Source organism: Cupriavidus basilensis (assembly GCF_000876015.1).
GTDB classification, from domain to species: domain Bacteria; phylum Pseudomonadota; class Gammaproteobacteria; order Burkholderiales; family Burkholderiaceae; genus Cupriavidus; species Cupriavidus basilensis_B.
This window is the reverse complement of sequence record NZ_BBQM01000009.1, coordinates 22,661-44,901: the sequence shown is the minus strand read 5'-3', so window position 1 is coordinate 44,901 and position 22,241 is coordinate 22,661. Positions and strand designations below refer to the sequence as shown.

The following is a 22,241-nucleotide window of genomic DNA, read 5'->3' as shown; positions in this document are numbered from 1 at the left end:
GGTCAATTAGGTCGACACAAAACGGCTGCGGCTGGAACGCCCTGACGCGTGGGTCAATCGCCAGCAGATGCGCAACGAATCGCTCGGCATCGGACTCGACATTGAGGTGACCGCTCGCCTTCTCACTGTACGTGCCGAACTTTGCCTTGCCGTACGTAGACGCCGTGCGACGGATGCCGGTATTGGCGGCATCCAGGCGGCCGCGACGGCCATAGGACGGGGGCGTGCGGCTCATGGTGTCCCCAGGTGTCCAGCGCGCGGTAGCAGAGCGCTCTGGCTGCGCGTTGGGACGAGGGTGAGGAGGCCTACAAAGGTGGGCCCGTGCGGGAAATCTGTCGTGCGGCTCCGGTTCAGCATCATGCAGTCAATCGAACTATCAACCGCATAGCTTACTGAAGCGCTTTCCGAAAAAATAGGGTGGATTTCGCAGGCGTTACACGCGAGATTGCAAACAATGCTTGATTCGAGGGGCCTTGTTCGACTGAAAATTTTTTTCGCGTTACGCGTGTGTAACGCCAGCGTTACAGCGTGTCGTAGCCGCGTGGGAAAACGCAGCAAGACCTGGGGGCGCCAATTGAAATGAGACGCGTCGAACTGGGGAATGGCGCCGAACGTAGGCAAGTTTGTACGACAAGGCAGACCTGACGTAGGGTGATAGCGGATAGCGGAAAGTCCAATGCTCGGACCTGATTGCGGCGGGCCGCCGGCGGCATCGCACTGCTCATGGCAACCAGGGCTCGCGCTCATCGCCGGGCTGCAGGCGCAAGCACACTCAATCGCGCTCCACCCGTCTACAGCCGGCCGCACCCTGGAGAAAATGGCCTGTCTCATTGCCTCCTCCCGCGTCGTACCCTCTCATAAATAGGGCTTGCCCGCGCGGGCGGGTCACAACTGCGAAGACAGGTTCATTCTCGAAACAGCGCGTCGGCATTGCACCGACACCGAATTACCGTAGTCAATGCGGGGGGAATTTTCAACCTCGGCGAGCGGAGCCCCAGGCCCCTCCGCGAGCTGGGGTTCCAAGCGGTCGTCGCTGGCCGTCATGACACCAAAGGTAGAATTCACCCCCAAGACACACATGTGCAAGTTGCACATTGAGCGATATACGGATGTCCGCCGTTGCCATGTGCTAAGGCCATGAGAATGAGGGGGGCCAACGAAATTTGGGCATGCGCTTCATGGCTCAGCACACATGCGGCATCTTCAGGGTCGAAACCACGATGGCCACTCAACTGACACTCGACGCACTGAAAGTGCTGACTCTGGGAGTCCGCAAATATCCTGCGCGGCTCCATCGACCCCTTCGCTTCAAGAACTACATCTTCGGCCTCTTGTTTCTCAGACGCTTCAACGACGTTCTTGAACAAGTAAGCAATTTGATGGCCGACGAACGCTTGAACCAGGCAGAGGCTGATGCTGATGTCTGCGAAGACCAGGGCACCCTCCCGCCAACGGCGCGCTGTGGGTGGCTCATTACCCTACCGAGAAAATTCGTGAAGCACTGGACAGGGCCTTCCGCGACATCGAAGCAGGTATGAAAGGGCACCCGCCTGCAGCACGTGCTGACCGCCACTCCGTCCGTTGGCTAAAAGTCCCATGCCAGTTGCCGTTATTCGTAATTCAGGTCGACTAACAAAAAACGGAATTGAAAGATGAGACTTACGAAGTTCATATTGGTGCCGGCAATAGTCGCCTCTGCGATGATGTCGGGCTGTGGCCGAAATCAGGAAGTTGAAGCGAGTTTAAGCACGCCAACTGCTGCAGACCCGGCATCATTCGCTGGTACGGCGCCGTCCTCCATGACGAACGGTCCGCAATACCGAGGGCAACAGGCGAGCGCTCAGCAGCCTTCTCCGCCGCCATCTCCCTCGCCGGGCGAAGGGGGACTGATTCGCGTGCACTTCAACGAAATCTTCACTGTCAACAGCGACGGCAGCTATTCCCCGAAGCTACCGATTGACATCAACGGGGTAAAGATGACGCCAGGCGTGACCTTCGGTGGTGGCGTGCAGTTTGGGGGGGTCACGTTTGGACAACTTGCCGGTCGCGATTTGGACGTTCGTCAGTTGCCGAATGGCTTCGTGGAGCTTGTGAAGTACTACAACTAAGCAAAATTGCCGGGCGGTGCAAAATTACGTGCAAGAGGCATCATGGAAAACAGCCGCCTGGCCGCCAAGTGCCATCTAGGGAGAGGCTCCCAATCAGCCACTTGCGCCAGGAGCGTATGGCATTCTTGGGCGCATCCAGGGTCAGTACGTGTCGGCCGCGCTGAACCTGCAGCCGCTCGCAGCACCATCCACTGCTGTGCACCAGGAGGTAGCGCCTGATGGACGCGTGCGCTGCTTTGTGGAGAAGAAGCTAGCCAGATAGGTGCCCTGCTCTTGCTGCCGGGCAATGCATCTCTTGTGAATAAAAGCGGTAGCTATAAGAAATAATAAACATGGATATTGTTGAGTACAAAGGGGAAAATTCGCTCGAGCTCGCAAACAGGATATGGTTTCAGCGGGCGAGGTGGGTGCTTATGGCGATTTTCACGAGCGGAGTCGGACTGAAATTCGCATACATTAACGGACTCGCATACAACCAAGCTTTCATCAATGAATTTGGCCTGAAGGCTTTCCTATTCTCTTTTGCCGACAGCGAACTCTACGTGGGTGCATACATGGCTGCGGTGTACGGACTATCCGGCTGGGTTGAGTTTGTGTTGGGAAGCTTTCTTCCGCTCTTCACCATCTGCGGAACAGTCAGTCTCGTCTGGTTTGCCCCACACATTTTGCGACAGCTCGAAGTGCTTGTACGATGGTCTGGCCTGCATAAGCCACCAACAAGGCGACGCATTTGGCTTGAGAAGATTGCTCACTTCGTGAGTGCCAATACGATTGCCATCATGCTCTTCATTTACCTGCCAGTCATTTTGCTGATTGCCCTCATATCAGTGTCAGGTTTGGGCCACTACGCCGGTGCTCGAGCGGCAGCAGAGAAAAAGGCTGTCTACGAACGGGGATGTGAAGCGGCTGCGGAGAAGAAGGAGTTTTGCTACGTGCTGATGGACAAAGGGAGTGAGGTCGCTCGTGGCTTCCCGATTGTTCGAGGCGAAAAGACCATCGCTCTTTGGTGGAAGGGCAAAGTAAGAATCGAAGAGACTGATGGCCGTTCCTTGCAGACGCTGACCGATGACCGTTAGGCCTTGCACCGGCTCGTTATGTGCTTCTCGGCAACCGACCCAGAGACTACGGTTTCAAAAAGCTGTCGGATTTGGTCAAGGCAAGGGGGACATTTTCGTCACGGAAGAGCGCGCTGTACCTGGTCAGTCGCAAAAGCAGCTCTATCTAAAGCCGAGGTAGCCAACTTTGCCCAATATTCGCGTTCTGGACGGGGTACATGGAGCATATACCCTGGTCATATAGCCGGCCGAAACCCCGAACCGGGCGGCCACCTTTAGCATCGGTTCAGACCAGACAAGTTCGTAGAGCGATTCGCGACTAACTACGCTGGAAGGCGCCTCGGTGCTTCCGCCTTGGGACTGATTGCCACTGAAGGTGTCTCTTTTGTGCATACGTCAAATCCGTAATGAGCTTCCCACCTGGGCCTTCAGCCCTCCCCAAACCGATTGCGCCTCCGGCAAGGTAAAATCCTTAGCGTATCCGCGCCCCACAAATCGGCTGCAACACCCCGGTCGCGGGGCTATAGAACGCCGCTGACCAATTGGACAACAACGTCCCCGAATAAATGAACCACCAAGCACTATCCTCATTCATCTGGTCCGTTGCTGACCTGCTGCGTGGCGACTACAAACAATCCGAGTATGGTCGCGTCATCCTGCCGTTCACAGTCCTTCGCAGGCTGGACTGTGTACTGGAGTCCACGAAGGCGGCGGTGCTTGCGGAATTCGCTTCCAAGTCCAAGGCTGGCCTCAACCCGGAGCCTTTTCTGCTGCGCTTGGCCGGCGACACCAAGTTTTACAATACCTCGCCACTTGACTTGGTCAAGCTGCTCGGCGACCAAGACCACATCCGTCAGAACCTCTACGCATACGTCCAAGCGTTCTCGCCAGCGGCTCGCGACATCTTCGAGCGCTTCGACTTCTACACCCAGGTCGAACGGCTCGCCAAGGCCAACCTCCTCTACCTGGTCACCGAGAAATTCGCAAACATCGAGCTACACCCGACGACCGTGGACAACGCCCAGATGGGGCTAGTCTTCGAGGAACTGATTCGGAAGTTTGCCGAAATCTCGAACGAGACCGCCGGGGAGCACTTCACCCCACGCGAGGTCATCCGGTTGATGGTCAACCTGCTGTTCATTGAGGACGACGATGTGCTGACGCCCGGCAATGCCGTGGTGCGCACCATCTATGACCCCACGGCGGGCACGGGCGGCATGCTGTCGGTTGCGGGCGAATACCTGCTGGAGCACAACCCGGCAGCCCGCCTGACCATGTTTGGCCAGGAGCTCAACGACGAGTCCTACGCTATCTGCAAAGCGGACATGCTCATCAAGGGCCAGGACGTCGCGAACATTGTCTCGGGCAACACGCTGTCCGATGACGGCCATGGCGGACGCAAGTTCGACTACATGCTCTCCAATCCGCCGTTTGGCGTCGAGTGGAAGAAAGTCGAGAAGTCCGTACGCCAGGAGCACGAACAGAAAGGCTTCGACGGGCGCTTCGGGCCCGGGCTGCCACGCGTGTCTGACGGCTCGATGCTGTTCCTGATGCACCTACTTTCGAAGATGCGTCCTGCGCAGGACGGGGGTAGCCGCTTCGGCATCGTGCTGAACGGCTCCCCGCTGTTCACTGGCGGAGCCGGCAGCGGCGAGAGCGAAATTCGCCGTTACGTGCTGGAGAACGACCTGGTGGAAGCCATCGTAGGTCTGCCGACAGACATGTTCTACAACACTGGGATTTCCACGTACGTGTGGATTCTGTCGAACAAGAAGCCAGATGACCGCAAGGGCTACGTCCAGCTCATCGACGCCTCGAGCTTCTGGCAGAAGATGCGAAAGAGCTTGGGCAGCAAGCGTAAGGAGCTTAGCGACGACCATATCGAGATGGTGACCCGGCTGTTTGGGAATTTCCTTGAGGCGGAGTTGGCGACAGTGCTGGACGCCGAGGGGAAGGAAGTGGGGCGCTACGTAGTGCCCGCTACAGCAGACAGGCCTGATGCGCCTGCAGGAGGTCAGGTCAAGCTGGTGCCAATCTCTCGCATCTTCAAGAACGAGGAGTTCGGTTACACCACCATTACTGTTGAGCGACCGCTGCGCGACGAGCAGGGCCGGGTGGTACAGGGTATCAAAGGTAAGCAAAAGGGCAAGCCGCAGGCGGATAGCGCGTTGCGCGATACTGAGAATGTGCCCCTCTTAGGGGACATCCACGCCTATTTCAAGTGCGAGGTGCTGCCACACGCGGCGGATGCCTGGATGGATGACGAGAAGAGCAAGGTCGGCTACGAGATTCCGTTCAACCGGCATTTCTACGTATTCGAGCCGCCGCGCGACTTGCACACCATCGATGAGGAGCTAAAGGCGGTGTCGGCCAACATCATGAAGATGCTCGAGGAGTTGGCGGAATGAGCTTGCCGAGGCATTCTGGATATAAGGATTCTGGGACGGAATGGCTTGGTAAGGTACCGGCCTACTGGGATGTCAGTCGTGCAAAACTCGTAGTGCGACTCGTAACCGAAAAAACAGACCGTCGCTCGAATCCCGTTGCGTTGGAAAACATTGCGGGGTGGTCTGGCAGGTTCATTCCAACCGAAACTGAGTTTGAGGGTGAGGGTGTAGCCTTCGAACCCGGAGACATACTTTTCGGCAAACTCCGACCATATCTTGCCAAAGCTTACCTGGCGGACTCTACCGGAGAAGCCGTAGGAGATTTTCACGTTCTTCGACCTAACGCGAAGCTGGTCCCGCGTTTCCTACAATATCAGGTCCTCAGCCGAGATTTCATCGCAATGGCCGACGGCTCAACGTTTGGCTCGAAAATGCCGCGCGTTAGCTGGGAGTTCTTGTCGAATATGCTCCTGGCGGTTCCGCCCCGAGACCAGCAAACTGCTATCGTTGCCTTCCTCGACCGCGAGACGGCCAAGATTGATGCCCTGTTGGCCGAGCAGGAGAAACTCCTCACCCTGCTGGCAGAAAAGCGCCAGGCAACCATTTCGCGAGCAGTTACGCAAGGCCTGAACCCGGAGGCGCCGATGAAGGGTTCTGGCGTGGCGTGGCTACGTAAGGTGCCCGCGCATTGGGATGTCAAACGGCTGAAGTACCTGGTTCGGGAGGGCATTGCGGGGCCCTATGGTTCATCCTTGACGAAATCAATGTACGTTGACTCTGGCTATCGCGTTTACGGCCAGCAACAGGTCATACCTGATGATTTTTCGGTGGGCGACTACTATATATCAGAAGCAAAGTTCGGGGAAATGTCGCGTTACCGGGTGATGCCTAACGATATTTTGATTAGCGTCATGGGAACCATTGGGAAGGCCGCCGTAGTCCCTGAAGAAGTTGAGCCGGGTATCATCAACCCTCGTTTGGTTTTGTATCGCGTATTCGAAAAACTGATTTCCCCTCGGTATTTGCAGGCCTTTCTGAAAAACCAAACGAGTCAGCGGTATTTCTCGCTAGCTGCGCAAGGCACAACTATGGAGGGGCTAAACATGGCATCTATTGGGGAACTGCATGTTACCTTGCCACCACCGAATGAGCAGCAACAGATTCTGGAGTACATCCACCTTGAGAACGGAAAAATTGACGCCCTGTACACCGCTACAGAGCGCGCCCTTTCCCTCCTTAAGGAACGCCGCAGTGCCCTGATTGCCGCCGCAGTCACTGGCAAAATCGACGTGCGCGACGCAGTGCCGCAGGAGCTTGCCGCATGAGCGACATCCAGTTATTTCGCCTGTCCAATGGCACTGCAGACGAGCTATCGAGCCAAGCAGCGAAGCTGGAGAAGCAACTGCAAGGTCTCATCGAGGCGAACATGCCGACTTTTCTCGGCGTACGTTTCTTGGCCAGCGAATACGCGACTGGCAAGACCCACAAGGGCCGCATCGATTCGCTAGGTCTCGACGAGAACGGTTGCCCAGTCATCATCGAATACAAGCGCCACAGCAACGAGAACGTCATCAACCAGGGGCTGTTCTATTTGGACTGGCTATTGGACCATCAGGCAGAGTTCCGCTGGTTGGTGATGGAAAAGCTCGGCAAGGATGTGGCTGAGCAAATCGAGTGGGCCGGTACGCGTCTGTTGTGCATCGCCGCCGATTTCACCCGCTACGACCAGCACGCCGTACAGCAAATTCCGCGCAATATCGAGCTGATTCGCTACAAGCTGTTTGGCGAGGACCTGCTGTTGCTAGAGCTGGTGAACGCCCAGAGTGTCCCGGACGCGATGGCGGCCAAGCCAGCCGCTACTGAAGTGCCCGTCGAATCCGACAAGCCGAAGCCGGCTGGTAAGGACAAGTCCCTGGAAGAGCAGCTTGCACTGGCCTCGACCGACATTCGCGACCTGTACACACAAACGACGAGCTATCTGACCACTCTGGGCGATGACGTACAGGAAAAGCGCCTGAAGCTCTACACTGCGTTCCGGCGTCTGAAGAACTTCGCCTGCGTCATTGCCTATCCGAATCGCCTGCTCATCACGCTCAAGCTCGACCCGGCGTCGGTCACTCTTGAAGATGGCTTCAGCCGCGACATAAGCCATGTCGGACACTGGGGCACGGGCGACGTCGAATTGACGCTGCGCACCCCGGCGGACTTGGCGCGGGCCAAACCACTGGTAGAACACAGTTACGCCGAAGGCTAGGTTGCGCGTCTGGCCTGCCTCATGAAACAAGAATATCCAATACGTACGGGTCAACCATGAGCAACCTGCACCAGGAACACCACTTTGAAGCGGAAATCTGCCAGTCCCTGGCGGCCAATGGTTGGCTCTATGCCGAAGGCGATGCGGCACACTACGACCGCGTCAGCGCACTTTACCTGCCTGACCTGCTGGCGTGGATTGAGGCTACCCAGCCCGATACGTGGCAGCGGCTGACCAAGACTCATGGCCCCGCACTCAAGGAACGTTTGGCTGAACGGGTGCGCAAAAGCCTGAACGAGCGCGGTACGCTGGATGTCCTGCGCCGTGGTGTAGAGATGCTCGGACTGAAGGAGCCGCTGTCGCTGGTGCAGTTCAAGCCGGCCCTGGCCATCAACCCCGTCATCCTGCAGCATTACGCCGCCAACCGTCTACGCGTGGTGCGTCAGGTGCGGCATTCACCAAACCATCCGCAGGACGCACTGGACCTGGTCCTGTTTCTCAATGGCGTCCCGGTCGCCACCGCTGAGCTGAAGTCGGACTTCACTCAATGTGCGCAGGATGCAGTGGACCAGTATCGCTTTGACCGTCATCCGCAGCCCAAAGGTGGGCAGTTGGAACCGTTGCTGGGCTTTCCTGGCGGAGCACTCGTGCACTTCGCGGTAAGCCAAGCTGAAGTGATGATGACAACGCTGCTGGCCGGACCGGCCACGCATTTTCTGCCTTTCAACCAAGGTAACCAGGGTGCCGCCGGCAACGCTCCGAATCCGGAAGGCTTCGCCACTGCCTATCTGTGGGAAGAGGTGTGGGCACGGGAGAGCTGGCTCGACATCCTGCACCGCTACATGATTGGCAAGCGCGACGACAAGAAGCAACTGAAAAGCGTCATCTTTCCGCGCTATCACCAGCTCGATGCGACACGCAAGCTGGTGACCGATGTCTTGGGGGAAGGTGCCGGTCAGCGATACCTCATTCAGCATTCGGCAGGCTCGGGCAAGACGAATTCGATTGCCTGGACCGCACACTTCCTCGCCGACCTGCACGACACCGAGCACCGCAAGTTGTTCGACAGCGTGCTGGTGGTATCGGACCGCACTGTGCTCGACGCTCAACTGCAGGAAGCTATCTTCGACTTCGAGCGGACGACCGGTGTGGTAGCCACTATCACCAATGAGCACGGGAGCAAGAGCGCGCAATTGGGCCAGGCGCTTAAGGACGGTAAGAAAATCATCGTCTGTACCATCCAGACTTTCCCGTTCGCCTTGCAAGCGGTTCAGGAACTGGCGGCGACCGAAGACAAGCGCTTCGCCGTCATCGCAGACGAAGCCCACAGCTCGCAGACTGGCGAGTCGGCGTCCAAGCTCAAGCAGTTGCTGTCTGCCGAAGAATGGGCCGAGTTGCAGGATGGCGGTGAAATTGACACCGAAGTGGTATTGGCAGCCCAAATGGAGGCGCGCACCGGCACCAAGGGGCTGACCTACGTGGCCTTCACCGCTACCCCCAAGCAGAAGACACTGGAGCTCTTTGGCCGCCCCGGCCTGGACGGGATGCCGCAGCCCTTCCACGTGTACTCAATGCGCCAGGCCATCGAGGAGGGCTTCATTCTCGATGTCCTGAAGAACTACACGACCTACAAGCTCGCGTTCAAGCTGGCCCATGATGGACAGGAATACGACGAGAAGGAGGTTGAGCGCAGTGCCGCGATGAAGGGAATCATGCAGTGGGTTCGGCTGCACCCGTACAACATCGCGCAGAAGGTGCAAATCGTCGTCGAGCACTACCGAGAGAACGTTCAACCTCTGCTGGAAGGCAAGGCCAAAGCAATGGTCGTGGTAGGCAGCCGTAAGGAAGCCGTGCGTTGGCAGAAGGCGATTCGCGCCTATATCCAGAAACAGAACTATCCACTGGGCGTGCTGGTGGCCTTCTCCGGCGAAATTGACGACCCTGAGAGCTACCCAGCACCGGTCACCGAGTCCAGCAAAGACCTGAATCCTGGCCTCAAGGGGCGCGACATCCGTGACGCATTCGCCGAGCCCGAGTATCACCTGCTCCTCGTTGCCAACAAGTTCCAGACCGGCTTTGACCAGCCTTTGCTGTGCGGTATGTACGTCGACAAGATGCTCGGGGGCATCCAGGCCGTGCAGACGTTGTCTCGGCTAAACCGCGCTCATCCTGGCAAGGATACTACCTACATCCTCGACTTCGTTAACGAGGCCGGCGACATCCTGAAGGCGTTCAAGACTTACTATGAGACCGCCGAATTGGAGGCCACCACCGACCCGCATCATGTCTACGACCTGCGCGCCAAGCTTGATGCCGCTGGTTACTACGATGACTTTGAGGTCGACCGTGTGGCGAAGGTTGAATTGGACCCGAAAGGCACGCAGGCGCAGTTGAGCACTGCAATAGCGCCAGTGGCCGACCGTCTGCTCAAGCGTTACAAGGCAGCGCAGGAGGACAAGGCAGCCGCCGAAGCCAAGCAGGAGGACAAGGCCGTGCACGCAGCTAAAGACACACTCGATGCGCTGGTCCTGTTCAAGAACGATACGGGCGCGTTTGTGCGCTTGTATGCCTTCCTGTCGCAGATTTTCGATTACGGGAACACGGACATTGAGAAGCGCTTCCTGTTTTACAAGCGACTCATCCCGCTGCTGGAGTTCGGCCGAGAACGCGATACCGTCGACCTGTCCAAGGTCGTGCTAACACACCACAGCCTCAGGAATACAGGCCGCCAGCCGTTGAGCCTGAATCATGGCGAAGCCCCCAAGCTGCCTCCGATGGACGCCGTCGGCAGTGGAGCCGTGCAGGACAAGCAAAAGGCCTTCCTTGACGAAGTCATCCAGAAGGTGAATGGGCTGTTTGAGGGTGACCTCACCGATGATGACCAGCTCGTGTATGTCAATGGCGTGCTGAAGGGCAAGCTCCTGGAGAACGAGACGCTCGTCCAGCAGGCCATGAGCAATAGCAAGGAGCAGTTCGCCAACTCCCCCGACCTAAAGAATGCGCTAATGCACGCCATCATGGACGCGCTCGACGCTCACAATGCGATGAGCACGCAGGCGTTGGGGTCTGAACGTGTGCGAGAAGGACTCAAAGATGTTCTTCTCGGGCCGGCGCAGCTCTATGAGTCGCTGCGGGCACGCGCCAAACCTTCTTCGCCGTCGTCTAGCGCGCCTTAGCAGCGTTCTGTCAGGAAACACGTGTTCCAATCCAGTTGAAGTGGCGCACTGTGGCACTGCCGCAAGCAGCGTCCAGAGAAACGAAACAAGGTTCATTTTCAGTTTGGGCAGGCAACATTCAATGCCACCCGTCGGACCCAACGTCGCAGATACATCCAGCTTATGACACGCAACAAATCCGCGATATGGCCGCCATACCAAGCTTTTTACATTCAGAGCATGCTTTTCAATAGCATGTCGGCCATTCGCTCGATAGCGAGATTGGACAAAATCTTCGAGAACCTGAACGAGCGCCGAACCGAAAAAGAACTACAGCTATTGCCGACGAAGATTATCCTGAACGAATTTCAGAATATGGTCTTGCAGGCAGGCGCACTTTCACGCTACTTCTGGCCCGTTCCCAAGGCCAAAGAGCCCCATCAGAATCGAGGTCAGCTCTTGCGGGAGGCCTTCTCCCTCGACGAGACCAGCCCACTGCACGACCGCAATCTACGCAATGCGCTAGAGCATTTTGATGAGCGGTTAGACAAGTATCTAGCAGAAGGAATTGTCGGCGTCATCTTCCCCGAGTATGTGGGCCTTAGCAGGTTGCTGAAATACTGTTTTTCGAGCCTCGGTGCAAAACCGACGACCTCATAGAACAGCCCACAATCGATTCTTTCGACGAGGTCGAGGGGTGAGGCACCCCTTGCGATGCCTCAGTCGGGGGCGTCAGCGAGGTATTTCAGCAACCTGTTAAGCCCGCAGATGACGGCGTACCTGGTCACTTCTTCCGCGCCTATTTTGTGGATGTCGGCGCTTTTCGCCTTCTTGACGAAGAGTTTCTGATGCAACCCCTCGCAGAGGCGCTCATAGACGTGCATAACCGCCTAACAGAGATGGACCAGACCGGCGGAATATTGCGGTCGGTCTGCCGTTGATGTCCGACCAGTCGCGCAGCTGCACCGCGGAACGGGCAGCGGTATGTATACCGCGATACACCGGTGATGATTTCGCATTGGAAGGACGTGCTCGGAAATCTGGCCGCGAGCAAAGGAGATTTTCCTGCAAAAAATTTCGGCGGACTGGTGGTGTGCGGCGAGACGATGAGCTTCCATGAGTTTTGCTTGCCTATAGTGCAGCAATCGAGGTCGAGAACGAACGTGGGCGGACGCTTGAGCGGGCGGCAAGCCGAAATACAGCGGCCCCAATTGTCACAGAAAGTTCGTAAAATGAGCGCCCCACATTTGGTGTTCCATTCGCATGCAGCAGGACCACATCCTCAATCCCTACCTGGCATCAGAACCTGGTGAATCCAATCCGTACACGGCAGGCATGCGCGCCGTCTATGAGAAATTGAAGCCGTTCCTCACGCCAAAGCAACTGGCAGATTTGGGGCGAAAACTTCAGCTTGAAAAGCCTATTCTTAATGAGGTGCAATACCTGCAGGCAGCGTGTGAGCTTTCGATTTGCGGGTACTTTGCGGGGAAATTTCCGTCGACGTTCAAGTATGAGCCCGTTATAACGGCACCTAAGGATGTTGACTGCGCTTTCGAATCGCGTGGATTTAGATTCAATGTCGAGGTGAAGTGCGCGGACTACACGAAAAAGAACGAGTTAGACCAAACCAAAGGATTTCAACTCGGGGTCTTTGGGCGCCACCCGGACCTCGCGCAAGTGCATGAGGACCTCCAGAAAGCTTTGTCGCACGCCCCGACGGGGCAACCGTTGCGGCTGCAGCCTCATATGGACAACAAGCTCAAAGATTTTCTTATATCTGCACACGGGAAGTTCGCCGACTCGACCCACGACGATACACTGAACGTGCTTGCAGTTTGCGGCGACGGCCCCAGCGATTTGCAAAAGTGGTTCGGCTATCTGTACGGATGGCAGGGTCTTTTCACGAAGAACTCATACCACCCGATGTCAGATTACAGCAGAGTGGACGTTGTCCTATTGACGAACCTCTATCACCGTCACTATAACTATCGCGAAAAAGACCAGCTCGCTGACCACTGGGATTTTGGCAAGGCGTTTAACGTGAGTTTTAGCAATCCATTTCGCCAGCGCGATAAGCGGCTTGCGATTGAGCAGTTTACGACAACAATGCCCAATCACTCCTGGAAGCTTTCCAATTACAGGGTCAAAGGCGACGACGTTCCTCCTGAGGTTGACGCGGCCATTAGGTTGAGCTCATACATCGGAGAGAAACTCGCCGATTCTGGGATGTTCCAGATGCCGCGAGAATCCACCGACGGTTTGCATAGTTCGTAGGAAGGGGGAATTTTGCGGGACCGCCGTTCGAATCGTATGCGCGATGGCGGCTCCCGCGGTGGCCTCGACGGATTCTGGTCGTGGCACGACCGCATGTATTCAGCAGAAGTTGCGACAGACAGCCGTAGGCCCACCGAGCAGGTGCGATAAGTCGACGAGGCGTTGCACGACCGAGTGGCGGACCTCGCCCTCGCTTTGCCACGTTCCGTACACCGCAAGCAGAGACGCGCCCAGCGCTTCCTGCAGGAACTTCTCCTGCAGCGACGGCCAGATGATGACGTTCACGTTGCCCGTCTCGTCCTCGATGGTCACGAACATCACCCCTTTGCGGTTCCTGGTCGCTGACGTACCGTGACCAGGCCACATCCGCGAGCGAGCCGGCCATTGCGGTATGTAATATGCGTCGACGCCGGCACGAGGCGTTGTTCGAGCAGAACCGGCCGCAGCAGCGAAAGCGGATGCCGACCGAGCGTGAGGCTCATCGAGTTGTAGTCGGCGACGATGTCTTCGCGACCGCGTCGAACCTGGAGGCGATGTACGCCACCATGCAGCGCCGTTCGAGCATGTGAGCCGCGAAGAAGCTAACCCAACGCGCAATTCTCAGTATCGGTTACCAAGCTTCGATGCGGCGAGAAGCTTGGCAGCCCCTGAATCTCAAGCTGAGTATTCGACCGAAACGAGACGACGTTCACGCAATTCAGCTACCACCAACGGTGACAGTTGCTTTATCAGGGACGCTGGTTGCTGCGAGAACCAGCCACGAACTTGGTCCGAGCTTAACGACGAATCCGTTATCAGCGATGCCATTGCCGCGGCTGTGATGCGTGACAAGCCGAACTCGACTAGCGAACGACCGGTGCGAGTCGACACGCCCAGTTCAAGAGCCAATGAGAAGTCGTAGACCTGACTGACCATCTCATCGAGCCCCTCTTGGGCAAGAGCGTACTTTAGAAGGTCGACGTAGGCCTTCGCCCACTGGACAAGTTTGAATCGAATCGTTTGCTCAATAAGCGTGAACATGTCCCGAATTGCGCCATCGATAGCCGCCTGAGTTAGTGGCCGTTTGTTCGTTTGCTGCGCAACCTTCTTCTTGTATTTCACAGCTTCGGCGACCAACTTCGTCAACGGCTCGCCTCGCATCCACTTCAAAGCCGTAACAGTCACGTGCGCGACGAACCCGCGATTTCCTTTAGCTTCGTCGCCCTTGAGGTTCATGCCTCCCAAATACTTATAAAGCCGTCGGATAATTGAGTTGTACACCGTATACGCATCGCCCGAAGGATTCGAGGGCATCACTTTCGCGAAGTCGCGCTGACGCACAAGCTCCCGAATCCGCTGCAGAAGGCCTGCGAGGGCTACTGGGTCGAGCATCCAGCTAGTTGTCAAAACTGAAGCCGGTAGCTCAAGGCTCGCAAGCGCCTGGTCGGCCAGCTCGGTAAGGCTGTCTTTTTGCTCAGTTGTCAGCGAGAGGCTGCGGCGTCCCAGCAACCCATCCAATGTCTTCTGGGATGAACGAAACAGGATTAGACCTGCCGCAGCGGTAATCCGGTCCCCAGCCGCGCGGTCGCGCTCAAGGATGGGAGCTTTGTCCACGGCAGCCTGCAGTAACTCAACCACTGCATCAAAATCCGCCTCTACGGTCTGCTTGAAAGCCGCCTTCATTGCGAACGGCTTGCGCTCGGTCAGTGGCTTCGACTCCCAGTGCTCGTAGTTCACGAGGAACACGTTGCCGACTACTTCCTCACCAAGACGGCCCGCGCGCCCAGCGAAGTTCCAGAGCGCAGCTTCATCGAGCGCCGCGCCCTTACCGCGAGTCGGTGTATCAATGAAGACGTTCCGCGCGGGAAGATTCACCCCTTGAAACAGGGTCGTCGTGCAACAGAGATAATCCAATTCGCCGCGCTTGAACGCAGCCTCAATCCCCTCGCGCAAGAGGCTCGGCATGTTTCCATAGTGGAAAGCGACGCCTTGCCGAACAAAGTTCGCAAGGGAGTATTGCTTGTGTATATGTTGTTCGATGAATTTCGCCAAATCCGATAACCCCTTCGAGGTTCCGGGTTGGCGATTGAGCGCGAGCAGTGCCGTCAAATCTTCCGCATTCTTCGCTCCGGTGGCATAGACCAGGGACCGGCCCGAGGCGCCCAGCTCAAGCGCAACCGCCGCGAGCTTTGTGTCGTCGCCTAACGCAAACCCGCGCTGGAACTGGTACGTACCAATTGGCTCAAGCTTTTTCGGCGTGACCAAGTCGAGACGCACCACGTGCTCGTCCAGGTCCGAAAACCCGACGCTGATACGGTTCTGCACAACAGGCGACAGGGTGGTTTCCTTCACGTTGATGTCGGGCAGTCCGATGCTGTCGCCAATGAGCTGCAGGCCGGAGGCACCCGGCGCCAAAAACAGGAAGCGAGCAGCAGGATTTGACTCGCGCAACTTCTCAAGCGTGTCCTGCAAAATCATGCCACGGCTGTCATCACCGAGAGACTGCGCCTCGTCGGAAATGACAAGGTCAATGAGACCGGCAACGGCCACCGTCGACAGAAGAAACTGCGCTCGTTCCTGCGTGAGCACGTAAATCTGTTTTGGCCGGCTCTCTGGGTCGGGTACCGGGATGGTCGTGATACGAATGGACTTAGAAATGCTCGACAGGCGCTTTTCCAGCTTGCCGTGTATCTCGGTCAGTAACGCCCGTGTTGGCGCAATGTAGATTGCGGCAAACCGCTCGGCGGCCATCGCGCGCTCACACAGATGCTCGAGCACGACAAACGACTTTCCGGCCGAGGTCGGTGCGGAGACAGCGGTTGCCGCGGACGAGTCTAAGCTTCGCCAGAGGTCGAGCTGGTACTCTGTCAGCGGGACACGCACGCCAGCCATGACGACCGTATTGAGCTCTCGGAGCAATCCACGCCGCATGTGCGTTTCGAAGCCCAGGTCGACAGGATGCTCGCTTTCCAGCTTACGGAGACCGGGGAAATTGCCGAGGTCAGAAAGAATGCGGATGCTTGCCTCATGAACGATGTCCTCGCTCGAGGCCAAGCTGGCAAACACTGCAATCTGCTGAGCCAGCTCCTTACTCTCTTCGTCCGCTGCAGATGCGAACACGCTCGCGGTATTGAGCAGACGCGTCAGGGCCTTTTCGGCAAGAACGGGCCCGTCTACGCGAACCTGTTGATTTGCCTGCAGGACCGTCGACCGGATGCCGACCGCTCGAAGTTCGGCAAGGTCGCTCCAGAAGCCCGGCTCCCGCCGGATGTCAATCGCAACTTCGGTGGCGAATGTGCTCATGTGTTCAACTCGGCAAAGATTCGCTTGAATTCATTTACATCAGGTATAGCAACCAAAAAGACGATACATCCGCCAAGGTCGACGCCTTTCGCGTCCGCCTGATTTTTCAAGTTCTTGCTGAAAGTCTCGTGCTTGGCTGCATACAACTTCTCCAGATGTTGCTCATGAATCTCTGGCGGCTTTTTCAGGTCGCGAGGCAGTTTGTCCTGGAAGGCGCTTTCGCTGAATACGAGACTGCCGACGTGGACGTCGCGACGCCGGAGATGGCTGCCATCACCGGTGTAGGAGTTGAAGAACGACTTGGCCGCCTCTCGCGCTTCTCCCTCTAAACAGTCTAGGTTAGACAAGTCGCTAACAAGGCGAAGTTCGTTCAGCATCCGTCCGTGGTCTGCCTGGTGCTCCGCAATTGAATCGACCATTTCCCGCGACGCATCGGTTGCGCTCGGGATGAGCTTTGACTCTAAGAGGTAGAAGAAAACTGACCCGTCGTCCGCTTGCCTGCCATGCAATCCGTCAACCCCATGCACCGGCATTTCGGAAGACGTCTTGAGTGCCATCTTCGCGCCGAGTTGCGCCGCGCCGAGGTATCTCACCGCGACAACGTACGCAATGAGCTCGCCAACTTCGCCGTAGCGTCCGGGGTGCTTCTCGTTGTACTTAACCAGGAGTCGTTTGGCCTCGCGGCGAAGTCGTGACATCGCTGACATATCGCCGCCGGTCGCCGAGTTGCTACTCTGGGCGAAGGCATCTCTCCGTTTGCGAAGGGGTATGACGTAGTTGACGAGCTGGTCAACCAGTAGCTCCGCAAGCGCATCGACTTGCGGAATGTGCTCCTGCATCCGAAGGAAAAGTAGCCGTGGCTGTTCAAGCGGCGGCGTTGCCGTCACTTCCTTCAGGACGTTGTCGACGCCCTGAATCGGGTCCAGCAATGCGCCAAAGCCGTCATGAGCCTTCGTCATGTGCGTTGCCCCGGTTCGCTGCCGCGACCTTCAGTCGTTCTAGTCAGCACTACTCTCTCCGCCAATTACCGTAGGGCGACGGCCCCGGCGCCCTATATGTAAGTATTATTTTAATGGTTTATCATATAAAGGAATCAACAGCTGAGCAGTCTGTGCGCCGTCAGCACGCACACCCTCAGTTGCTGTCCAGCGGCTCGACGCTGTGTGCGTCAATGGCAAACAGGTTCCAGTTGTTGTTGTAGAACACGTCGCGCTCACTGAACCGCATCTCGCTTTCCGACAGCGTGAAGTCACGAAATATCCAGAACAGCAACGCCCCTTCGCCCAGGTAGAACTGTCGCCGGGCAGCGATGGTCGAGACAAACGTCGTCGAGAGCTGAGCCTCGAAAACTAGCGTCTTGCCATTTCGGGACGCTCGGACGTCAGGCTTGCGCCATTTCGCGCGGTCGCGCCAGCTCTGCATGCGGGCATCTTCAACCACGGAGTCCGGCTCTACGTTCTGGTCGGCTCTGAGACTCTCGGCTAGCGCTCTGTAACTCGGGGTATAGCAGCTTCGTTCGACGAATGTGAACCACTGCATGGGCGTGCAATGCGCCAGTTAGTGTCGTTTGTCGTTCATCTTAGCGGCGTCGTCACGCTTCTCACGTGACTCCCGAAGGTACTGCATGAACTCCTGCTTTTCCTCATCACAGACTCCGGACAGGCCTCGAATTCCTTCCTCAAAACTCTTACCTGGATAGCGTGCCAAGCGAATGGGGTCAATCCCGAACCACTTTGAGTTGTTCTTTGGGGTCACAATGAGGACACCGTTGTCCATTCTTAGCTTGAACTCGGCCAATCCAACTTTCTCACCGCGTACGAGCTCGAAGACCAAGATGTCCGCACTATGGCCTAGGGGAGAAATTGAGCCAGTCACAAGCCTGTAGTCATATGGATAGCCGGCCTTGCAAAAGCGCTTCTCGGAGACCACTCCATCAATCGTTCCGCGATAGCTGCTGAGCGCTAGTTGCAGCGAGGTGCTCTCCGTGAGGTGCATAGACTCAATAGTCAACTCACCCTCCGGGAAGTTGTTGAACAGCCCCTCCCATACGGGCGCCGCATACAGCCAAGAATAGAAATCGTCCGTCAGTTCGTGAATCAGCGGCTTGTTCTTACCGTACGTGATAGCAATCGTTAGGCATGCGGATGCAAGACCGACCACGGCAGCCAACACTGTCACGAGTGTCTTGAACTTTCCTACGTAGCTCCAAAAAGAGCTTGTGTTGCCTTTCGCATCGGAATCCATCACAACTCCTGCAGAGTAGCCAACCGGCGTACGCCTTGTCTATTTTTGAGCAATCTGTAGCGTTAGGAGAGCGTTTTGGTTGCGTGAGGCGGCCTCAGCCCCGCCACGGGATGCATGCAGTGTACTCAGCCGCTGACGGACTCGGACGACACAGTCGCCTTGTTCGGGTTTTCTGGGACTACAGCACGGTTGCCAGCGCGGGGGCGTATGGGTTCCACCGAAACATGCTGGCGATGAAGCCGCTGGGTGTCATCACGAGCCTTGTCGGTATGCTGCTCGGCGTCATGAAAAGTGGGATGGCCCAGCTCGCACCCTTACAGATTCACGCGGACAAGGTTACGAGTCCAGGCGCTGCCGGCGGCATCACCTTGGCGGTGTCCGTTTTGGTTCTCGCTTCATGGATGTATTTCACCGAAGACCACGTGAAGCGCATTGCGTACTCGTACGCGGAACGACTATTCGAATCTCTTCCCCTCATCAAGCAACAGCGTCGAGTAAAGCGACGACTAGCGCTGTCTAGGCGATGCCACGTCGTGATGGTGGAAGGGACGCCACGGCGGACATCGGCTATCTTGACCATGCCCTGAGAAAGGCAGAAATGGTTTCGCCCACAAGTGCATTGAAAATCATTTTCGTTAGTTAGTCCGACGCCATAAGTCACTGAGTAAGCGGGGATTTCCGGAAATGTCGGACTAACTAATCGAAGTCACTACAGAAGGTTTGCCGGCTTGAAGGTGCTCACTCCACCGTCACCGACTTCGCCAGATTCCGTGTTTCACCGACACGTGGGAGGGACCGGTGCGTGCCATAGAATTATCCATGATTCAGGACTATCAATAAAAAGGACCCATAAATTTCTCAGTTTATGGGTCCAAGATTCTCAGGTTATGGGTCTATCTACACTTCGGATCAAACATCAATATTCCGAGCCACCAAAGCATTAGATTCAATAAAATTCCTACGCGGCTCCACCTCATCCCCCATCAGCGTAGTAAAAATCTGATCGGCAGCAATAGCATCCTCAATCTGCACCTTAAGCAGCCGCCTTTGAGTCACGTCCAGTGTGGTCTCAAAAAGCTGCTCAGGATTCATCTCCCCCAGCCCCTTGTACCGCTGGCGAGAAACCCCACGCTCGGCCTCGGAAAGCAGCCACTGCATGGCGCCGTGGAAATCATTCACGGTCTGGTCGCGCAGCTTCTCGCCCTCCCCACGCCGCACCTTGGTGCCCTCGGGAATCAGCCCCTGGAAGGTCTTGGCGGCCAGTGACAGCGCTGCGTAGTCCGCGCCGTGGACGAAGTCCGCGTCCAGGTGGGACAGGCGCACGTTGCCGTGGTGGCGGCGGGCGATCATCAGGCGGTGCTTGTCGGTCTTCTCGTCGAACTGGGCGTAGACGTCCGCGGTGCCGTCGTCGTTGACGGCGGCGCCGAGCAGGGTCTTGGCGTGCATTTCGCTGAGCTTGGCCTTGAGCGCGGTGGCTGAGGCTTCGGCGGCGGCGGTGCTGTCGAGGTCGAGTTCCACGCCGTCGGCGATGGCGCGCAGGGCGTCGGCGTCGACGATGCGGGAGAGGCGGCCGATCACGCCTTCGGCGAGCTGGTACTGGCGGGCGAGTTCGGTGAGGGCGTCACCGGAGACTTCGCTGCCGTCCGGGTTGATCAGCGCGGCTTTTTCCATGGCCAGGCGCAGCAGGTAGGCGTTGAGCTCGTTGTCGTCCTTGATGTAGCGCTCTTCCTTGCCGTGCTTGATCTTGTAGAGCGGCGGCTGGGCGATGTACACGTAGCCGCGCTCGATGATGTCGGGCATCTGGCGGTAGAAGAACGTGAGCAGCAGGGTGCGGATGTGGGAGCCGTCCACGTCCGCGTCGGTCATGATGATGATGCGGTGGTAGCGCAGCTTTTCGAGGTTGTAGTCTTCCTTGCCGATGCCGGTGCCCAGCGCCGTGATGAGCGTGAGCACTTCCTGGCTGGAGAGCATCTTGTCGAAGCGGGCGCGTTCCACGTTGAGGATCTTGCCCTTGAGCGGCAGGATTGCCTGGAACTTGCGGTCGCGGCCTTGCTTGGCGGAGCCGCCTGCGGAGTCGCCCTCCACCAGGAAGAGTTCGGACTGGGCGGGGTCTTTTTCCTGGCAGTCGGCGAGCTTGCCGGGCAGGCCCATGCCGTCGAGCACGCCTTTGCGGCGGGTCATTTCGCGGGCCTTGCGGGCGGCTTCGCGCGCGCGCGCGGCGTCGACGATCTTGCCGCAGATGATCTTGGCGTCGCCGGGGGTCTCGAGCAGGAAGTCGGACAGTGCCTTGGCGACGAGTTCTTCCACGGGCAGGCGCACTTCGGAGGAGACCAGCTTGTCCTTGGTCTGGGAGCTGAACTTGGGCTCGGGCACCTTGACGGAGAGCACGCAGGCCAGGCCTTCGCGCATGTCGTCGCCGGTGGTCTCGACCTTGGCCTTCTTGGCGATCTCGTTTTCTTCGATGTACTTGTTGATGACGCGGGTCATCGCGGCGCGCAGGCCGGTGAGGTGGGTGCCGCCGTCGCGCTGCGGGATGTTGTTGGTGAAGCAGAGCACCTGCTCGTTGTAGCCGTCGTTCCACTGCATGGAGACTTCCACGGCGATCCCGTCTTTCTCGGTGTTGGCGTAGAAGATGTTCGGGTGCAGGGTGCTCTTGCCGCGGTTGATGTACTCGACGAAGCCTTTGACGCCGCCGGAGAAGGCGAAGTCTTCTTCCTTGCCGGTGCGCTGGTCGGTCAGGCGGATGTGCACGCCGTTGTTCAGGAACGAGAGCTCGCGGATGCGCTTGGAGAGGATCTCGTAGTGGAACTCGACGTGGGTGAAGATTTCCTCGTCGGCGAGGAAGTGGACTTCGGTGCCGCGCTTGTCGGTCGGGCCGATGATCTTCATCGGCGAGACTTCCACGGGCTGGCCGTCGGGGCCGGTGACGGTTTCCACCAGGCGGTTCTGCACCGCGCCTTGCGCGAATTCGAGCAGGTGGGCCTGGCCGTCGCGGCGCACGGTGAGGCGCAGCCACTTGGACAGGGCGTTGACGCAGGACACGCCCACGCCGTGCAGGCCGCCGGAGACCTTGTAGCTGTTCTGGTTGAACTTGCCGCCGGCGTGCAGCTCGGTCATGGCGATCTCGGCCGCGCTGCGCTTGGGCTCGTGCTTGTCGTCGAACTTGACCAGGGGCGGGATGCCGCGGCCGTTGTCGGTGATGGAGATCGAGTTGTCGCTGTGGATGGTGACCTGGATCTCGGTGCACCAGCCGGCCAGCGCTTCGTCGATGGAGTTGTCCAGCACTTCGAAGACGAGGTGGTGCAGGCCGGTGCCGTCGGACGTGTCGCCGATGTACATGCCCGGCCGCTTGCGCACCGCCTCCAGGCCTTCCAGGATCTGGATCGATCCTGCGCCGTAGCTGTTTTCCTGTTGCGGTTGCGGTTGTTGCTGTTCGGTCATGTTCTCTTACTCACGGCGAATGCGGCGTTTCGCGCGGCGCC

At 57.6% G+C, this 22,241-nt stretch carries 15 protein-coding genes and 1 pseudogene; 10 read left to right on the top strand and 6 right to left on the bottom strand.

Translation table 11 applies throughout. From position 1 onward, the window contains the following. Nucleotides 1-1,220 precede the first annotated feature (1,220 nt). From KF708C_RS05490 to KF708C_RS35465, 9 genes are all read left to right on the top strand, one after another. Nucleotides 1,221-1,538, top strand: coding sequence for a type I restriction-modification system subunit M N-terminal domain-containing protein (locus tag KF708C_RS05490; RefSeq protein WP_197090316.1), 318 nt, complete (start codon nucleotides 1,221-1,223; stop codon nucleotides 1,536-1,538). 114 nt (nucleotides 1,539-1,652) lie between these two features. Continuing rightward, nucleotides 1,653-2,108, top strand: coding sequence for a hypothetical protein (locus KF708C_RS35475; protein ID WP_063922974.1), 456 nt, complete (start codon nucleotides 1,653-1,655; stop codon nucleotides 2,106-2,108). A gap of 332 nt (nucleotides 2,109-2,440) precedes the next feature. After that, on the top strand, nucleotides 2,441-3,184 hold the full coding sequence (locus tag KF708C_RS35470) for a hypothetical protein (protein ID WP_156173741.1): 744 nt from the start codon (nucleotides 2,441-2,443) through the stop codon (nucleotides 3,182-3,184). 545 nt (nucleotides 3,185-3,729) lie between these two features. After that, a complete protein-coding gene (locus KF708C_RS05480; protein WP_059410997.1) occupies nucleotides 3,730-5,571 on the top strand; it encodes a type I restriction-modification system subunit M in 1,842 nt (613 codons plus the stop codon). Next, the gene (locus KF708C_RS05475; RefSeq protein WP_063922973.1) at nucleotides 5,568-6,875 is read left to right on the top strand and encodes a restriction endonuclease subunit S; all 1,308 of its coding nucleotides are present in this window, start codon (nucleotides 5,568-5,570) and stop codon (nucleotides 6,873-6,875) included. The genes KF708C_RS05480 and KF708C_RS05475 overlap by 4 nt, the downstream gene beginning before the upstream one ends. Continuing rightward, nucleotides 6,872-7,804 (top strand): DUF5655 domain-containing protein, encoded by a 933-nt coding sequence (locus tag KF708C_RS05470; protein WP_059410995.1) that lies wholly within the window; start codon nucleotides 6,872-6,874, stop codon nucleotides 7,802-7,804. Before KF708C_RS05475 ends, KF708C_RS05470 begins: the two co-directional genes overlap by 4 nt. Nucleotides 7,805-7,860: 56 nt before the next feature. Then, nucleotides 7,861-10,980 carry a type I restriction endonuclease subunit R gene (locus KF708C_RS05465; RefSeq protein WP_059410994.1) on the top strand — a complete coding sequence of 1,040 codons (3,120 nt, stop codon included), beginning with the start codon at nucleotides 7,861-7,863 and terminating at the stop codon, nucleotides 10,978-10,980. Nucleotides 10,981-11,241: 261 nt separating this feature from the next. Beyond that, entirely contained in the window at nucleotides 11,242-11,619 is a 378-nt protein-coding gene (locus KF708C_RS05460) for a hypothetical protein (RefSeq protein WP_156173740.1), read from the top strand. Between the two features lie 603 nt (nucleotides 11,620-12,222). Continuing rightward, the gene (locus KF708C_RS35465) at nucleotides 12,223-13,233 is read left to right on the top strand and encodes a hypothetical protein (protein ID WP_063922972.1); all 1,011 of its coding nucleotides are present in this window, start codon (nucleotides 12,223-12,225) and stop codon (nucleotides 13,231-13,233) included. Nucleotides 13,234-13,332: 99 nt separating this feature from the next. On the opposite strand, the pseudogene KF708C_RS05450 reads toward KF708C_RS35465, so the two are convergent. From KF708C_RS05450 to KF708C_RS05430, 5 genes and pseudogenes are all read right to left on the bottom strand, one after another. Further along, a pseudogene (locus tag KF708C_RS05450) lies at nucleotides 13,333-13,739 on the bottom strand (OB-fold nucleic acid binding domain-containing protein); the annotation flags it as partial. 148 nt (nucleotides 13,740-13,887) lie between these two features. After that, nucleotides 13,888-16,515 carry a DEAD/DEAH box helicase gene (locus KF708C_RS05445; protein ID WP_059410990.1) on the bottom strand — a complete coding sequence of 876 codons (2,628 nt, stop codon included), beginning with the start codon at nucleotides 16,513-16,515 and terminating at the stop codon, nucleotides 13,888-13,890. Further along, nucleotides 16,512-17,474, bottom strand: coding sequence for a HamA C-terminal domain-containing protein (locus KF708C_RS05440; RefSeq protein ID WP_059410989.1), 963 nt, complete (start codon nucleotides 17,472-17,474; stop codon nucleotides 16,512-16,514). The genes KF708C_RS05445 and KF708C_RS05440 overlap by 4 nt, the downstream gene beginning before the upstream one ends. 175 nt (nucleotides 17,475-17,649) lie before the next feature. Then, a complete protein-coding gene (locus KF708C_RS05435) occupies nucleotides 17,650-18,054 on the bottom strand; it encodes a DUF6035 family protein (RefSeq protein ID WP_059410988.1) in 405 nt (134 codons plus the stop codon). A gap of 18 nt (nucleotides 18,055-18,072) precedes the next feature. Continuing rightward, on the bottom strand, nucleotides 18,073-18,759 hold the full coding sequence (locus tag KF708C_RS05430) for a hypothetical protein (protein WP_156173738.1): 687 nt from the start codon (nucleotides 18,757-18,759) through the stop codon (nucleotides 18,073-18,075). A gap of 224 nt (nucleotides 18,760-18,983) precedes the next feature. Here KF708C_RS05430 and KF708C_RS05425 point away from each other — a divergent pair, with 224 nt between their 5' ends. Further along, nucleotides 18,984-19,346 carry a hypothetical protein gene (locus KF708C_RS05425; protein ID WP_059410986.1) on the top strand — a complete coding sequence of 121 codons (363 nt, stop codon included), beginning with the start codon at nucleotides 18,984-18,986 and terminating at the stop codon, nucleotides 19,344-19,346. A 322-nt stretch (nucleotides 19,347-19,668) separates the two neighbouring features. Here KF708C_RS05425 and gyrB read toward each other — a convergent pair whose 3' ends face one another. Beyond that, nucleotides 19,669-22,200, bottom strand: coding sequence for a DNA topoisomerase (ATP-hydrolyzing) subunit B (gyrB, locus tag KF708C_RS05420; protein ID WP_059410985.1), 2,532 nt, complete (start codon nucleotides 22,198-22,200; stop codon nucleotides 19,669-19,671). Nucleotides 22,201-22,241: the final 41 nt, after the last annotated feature.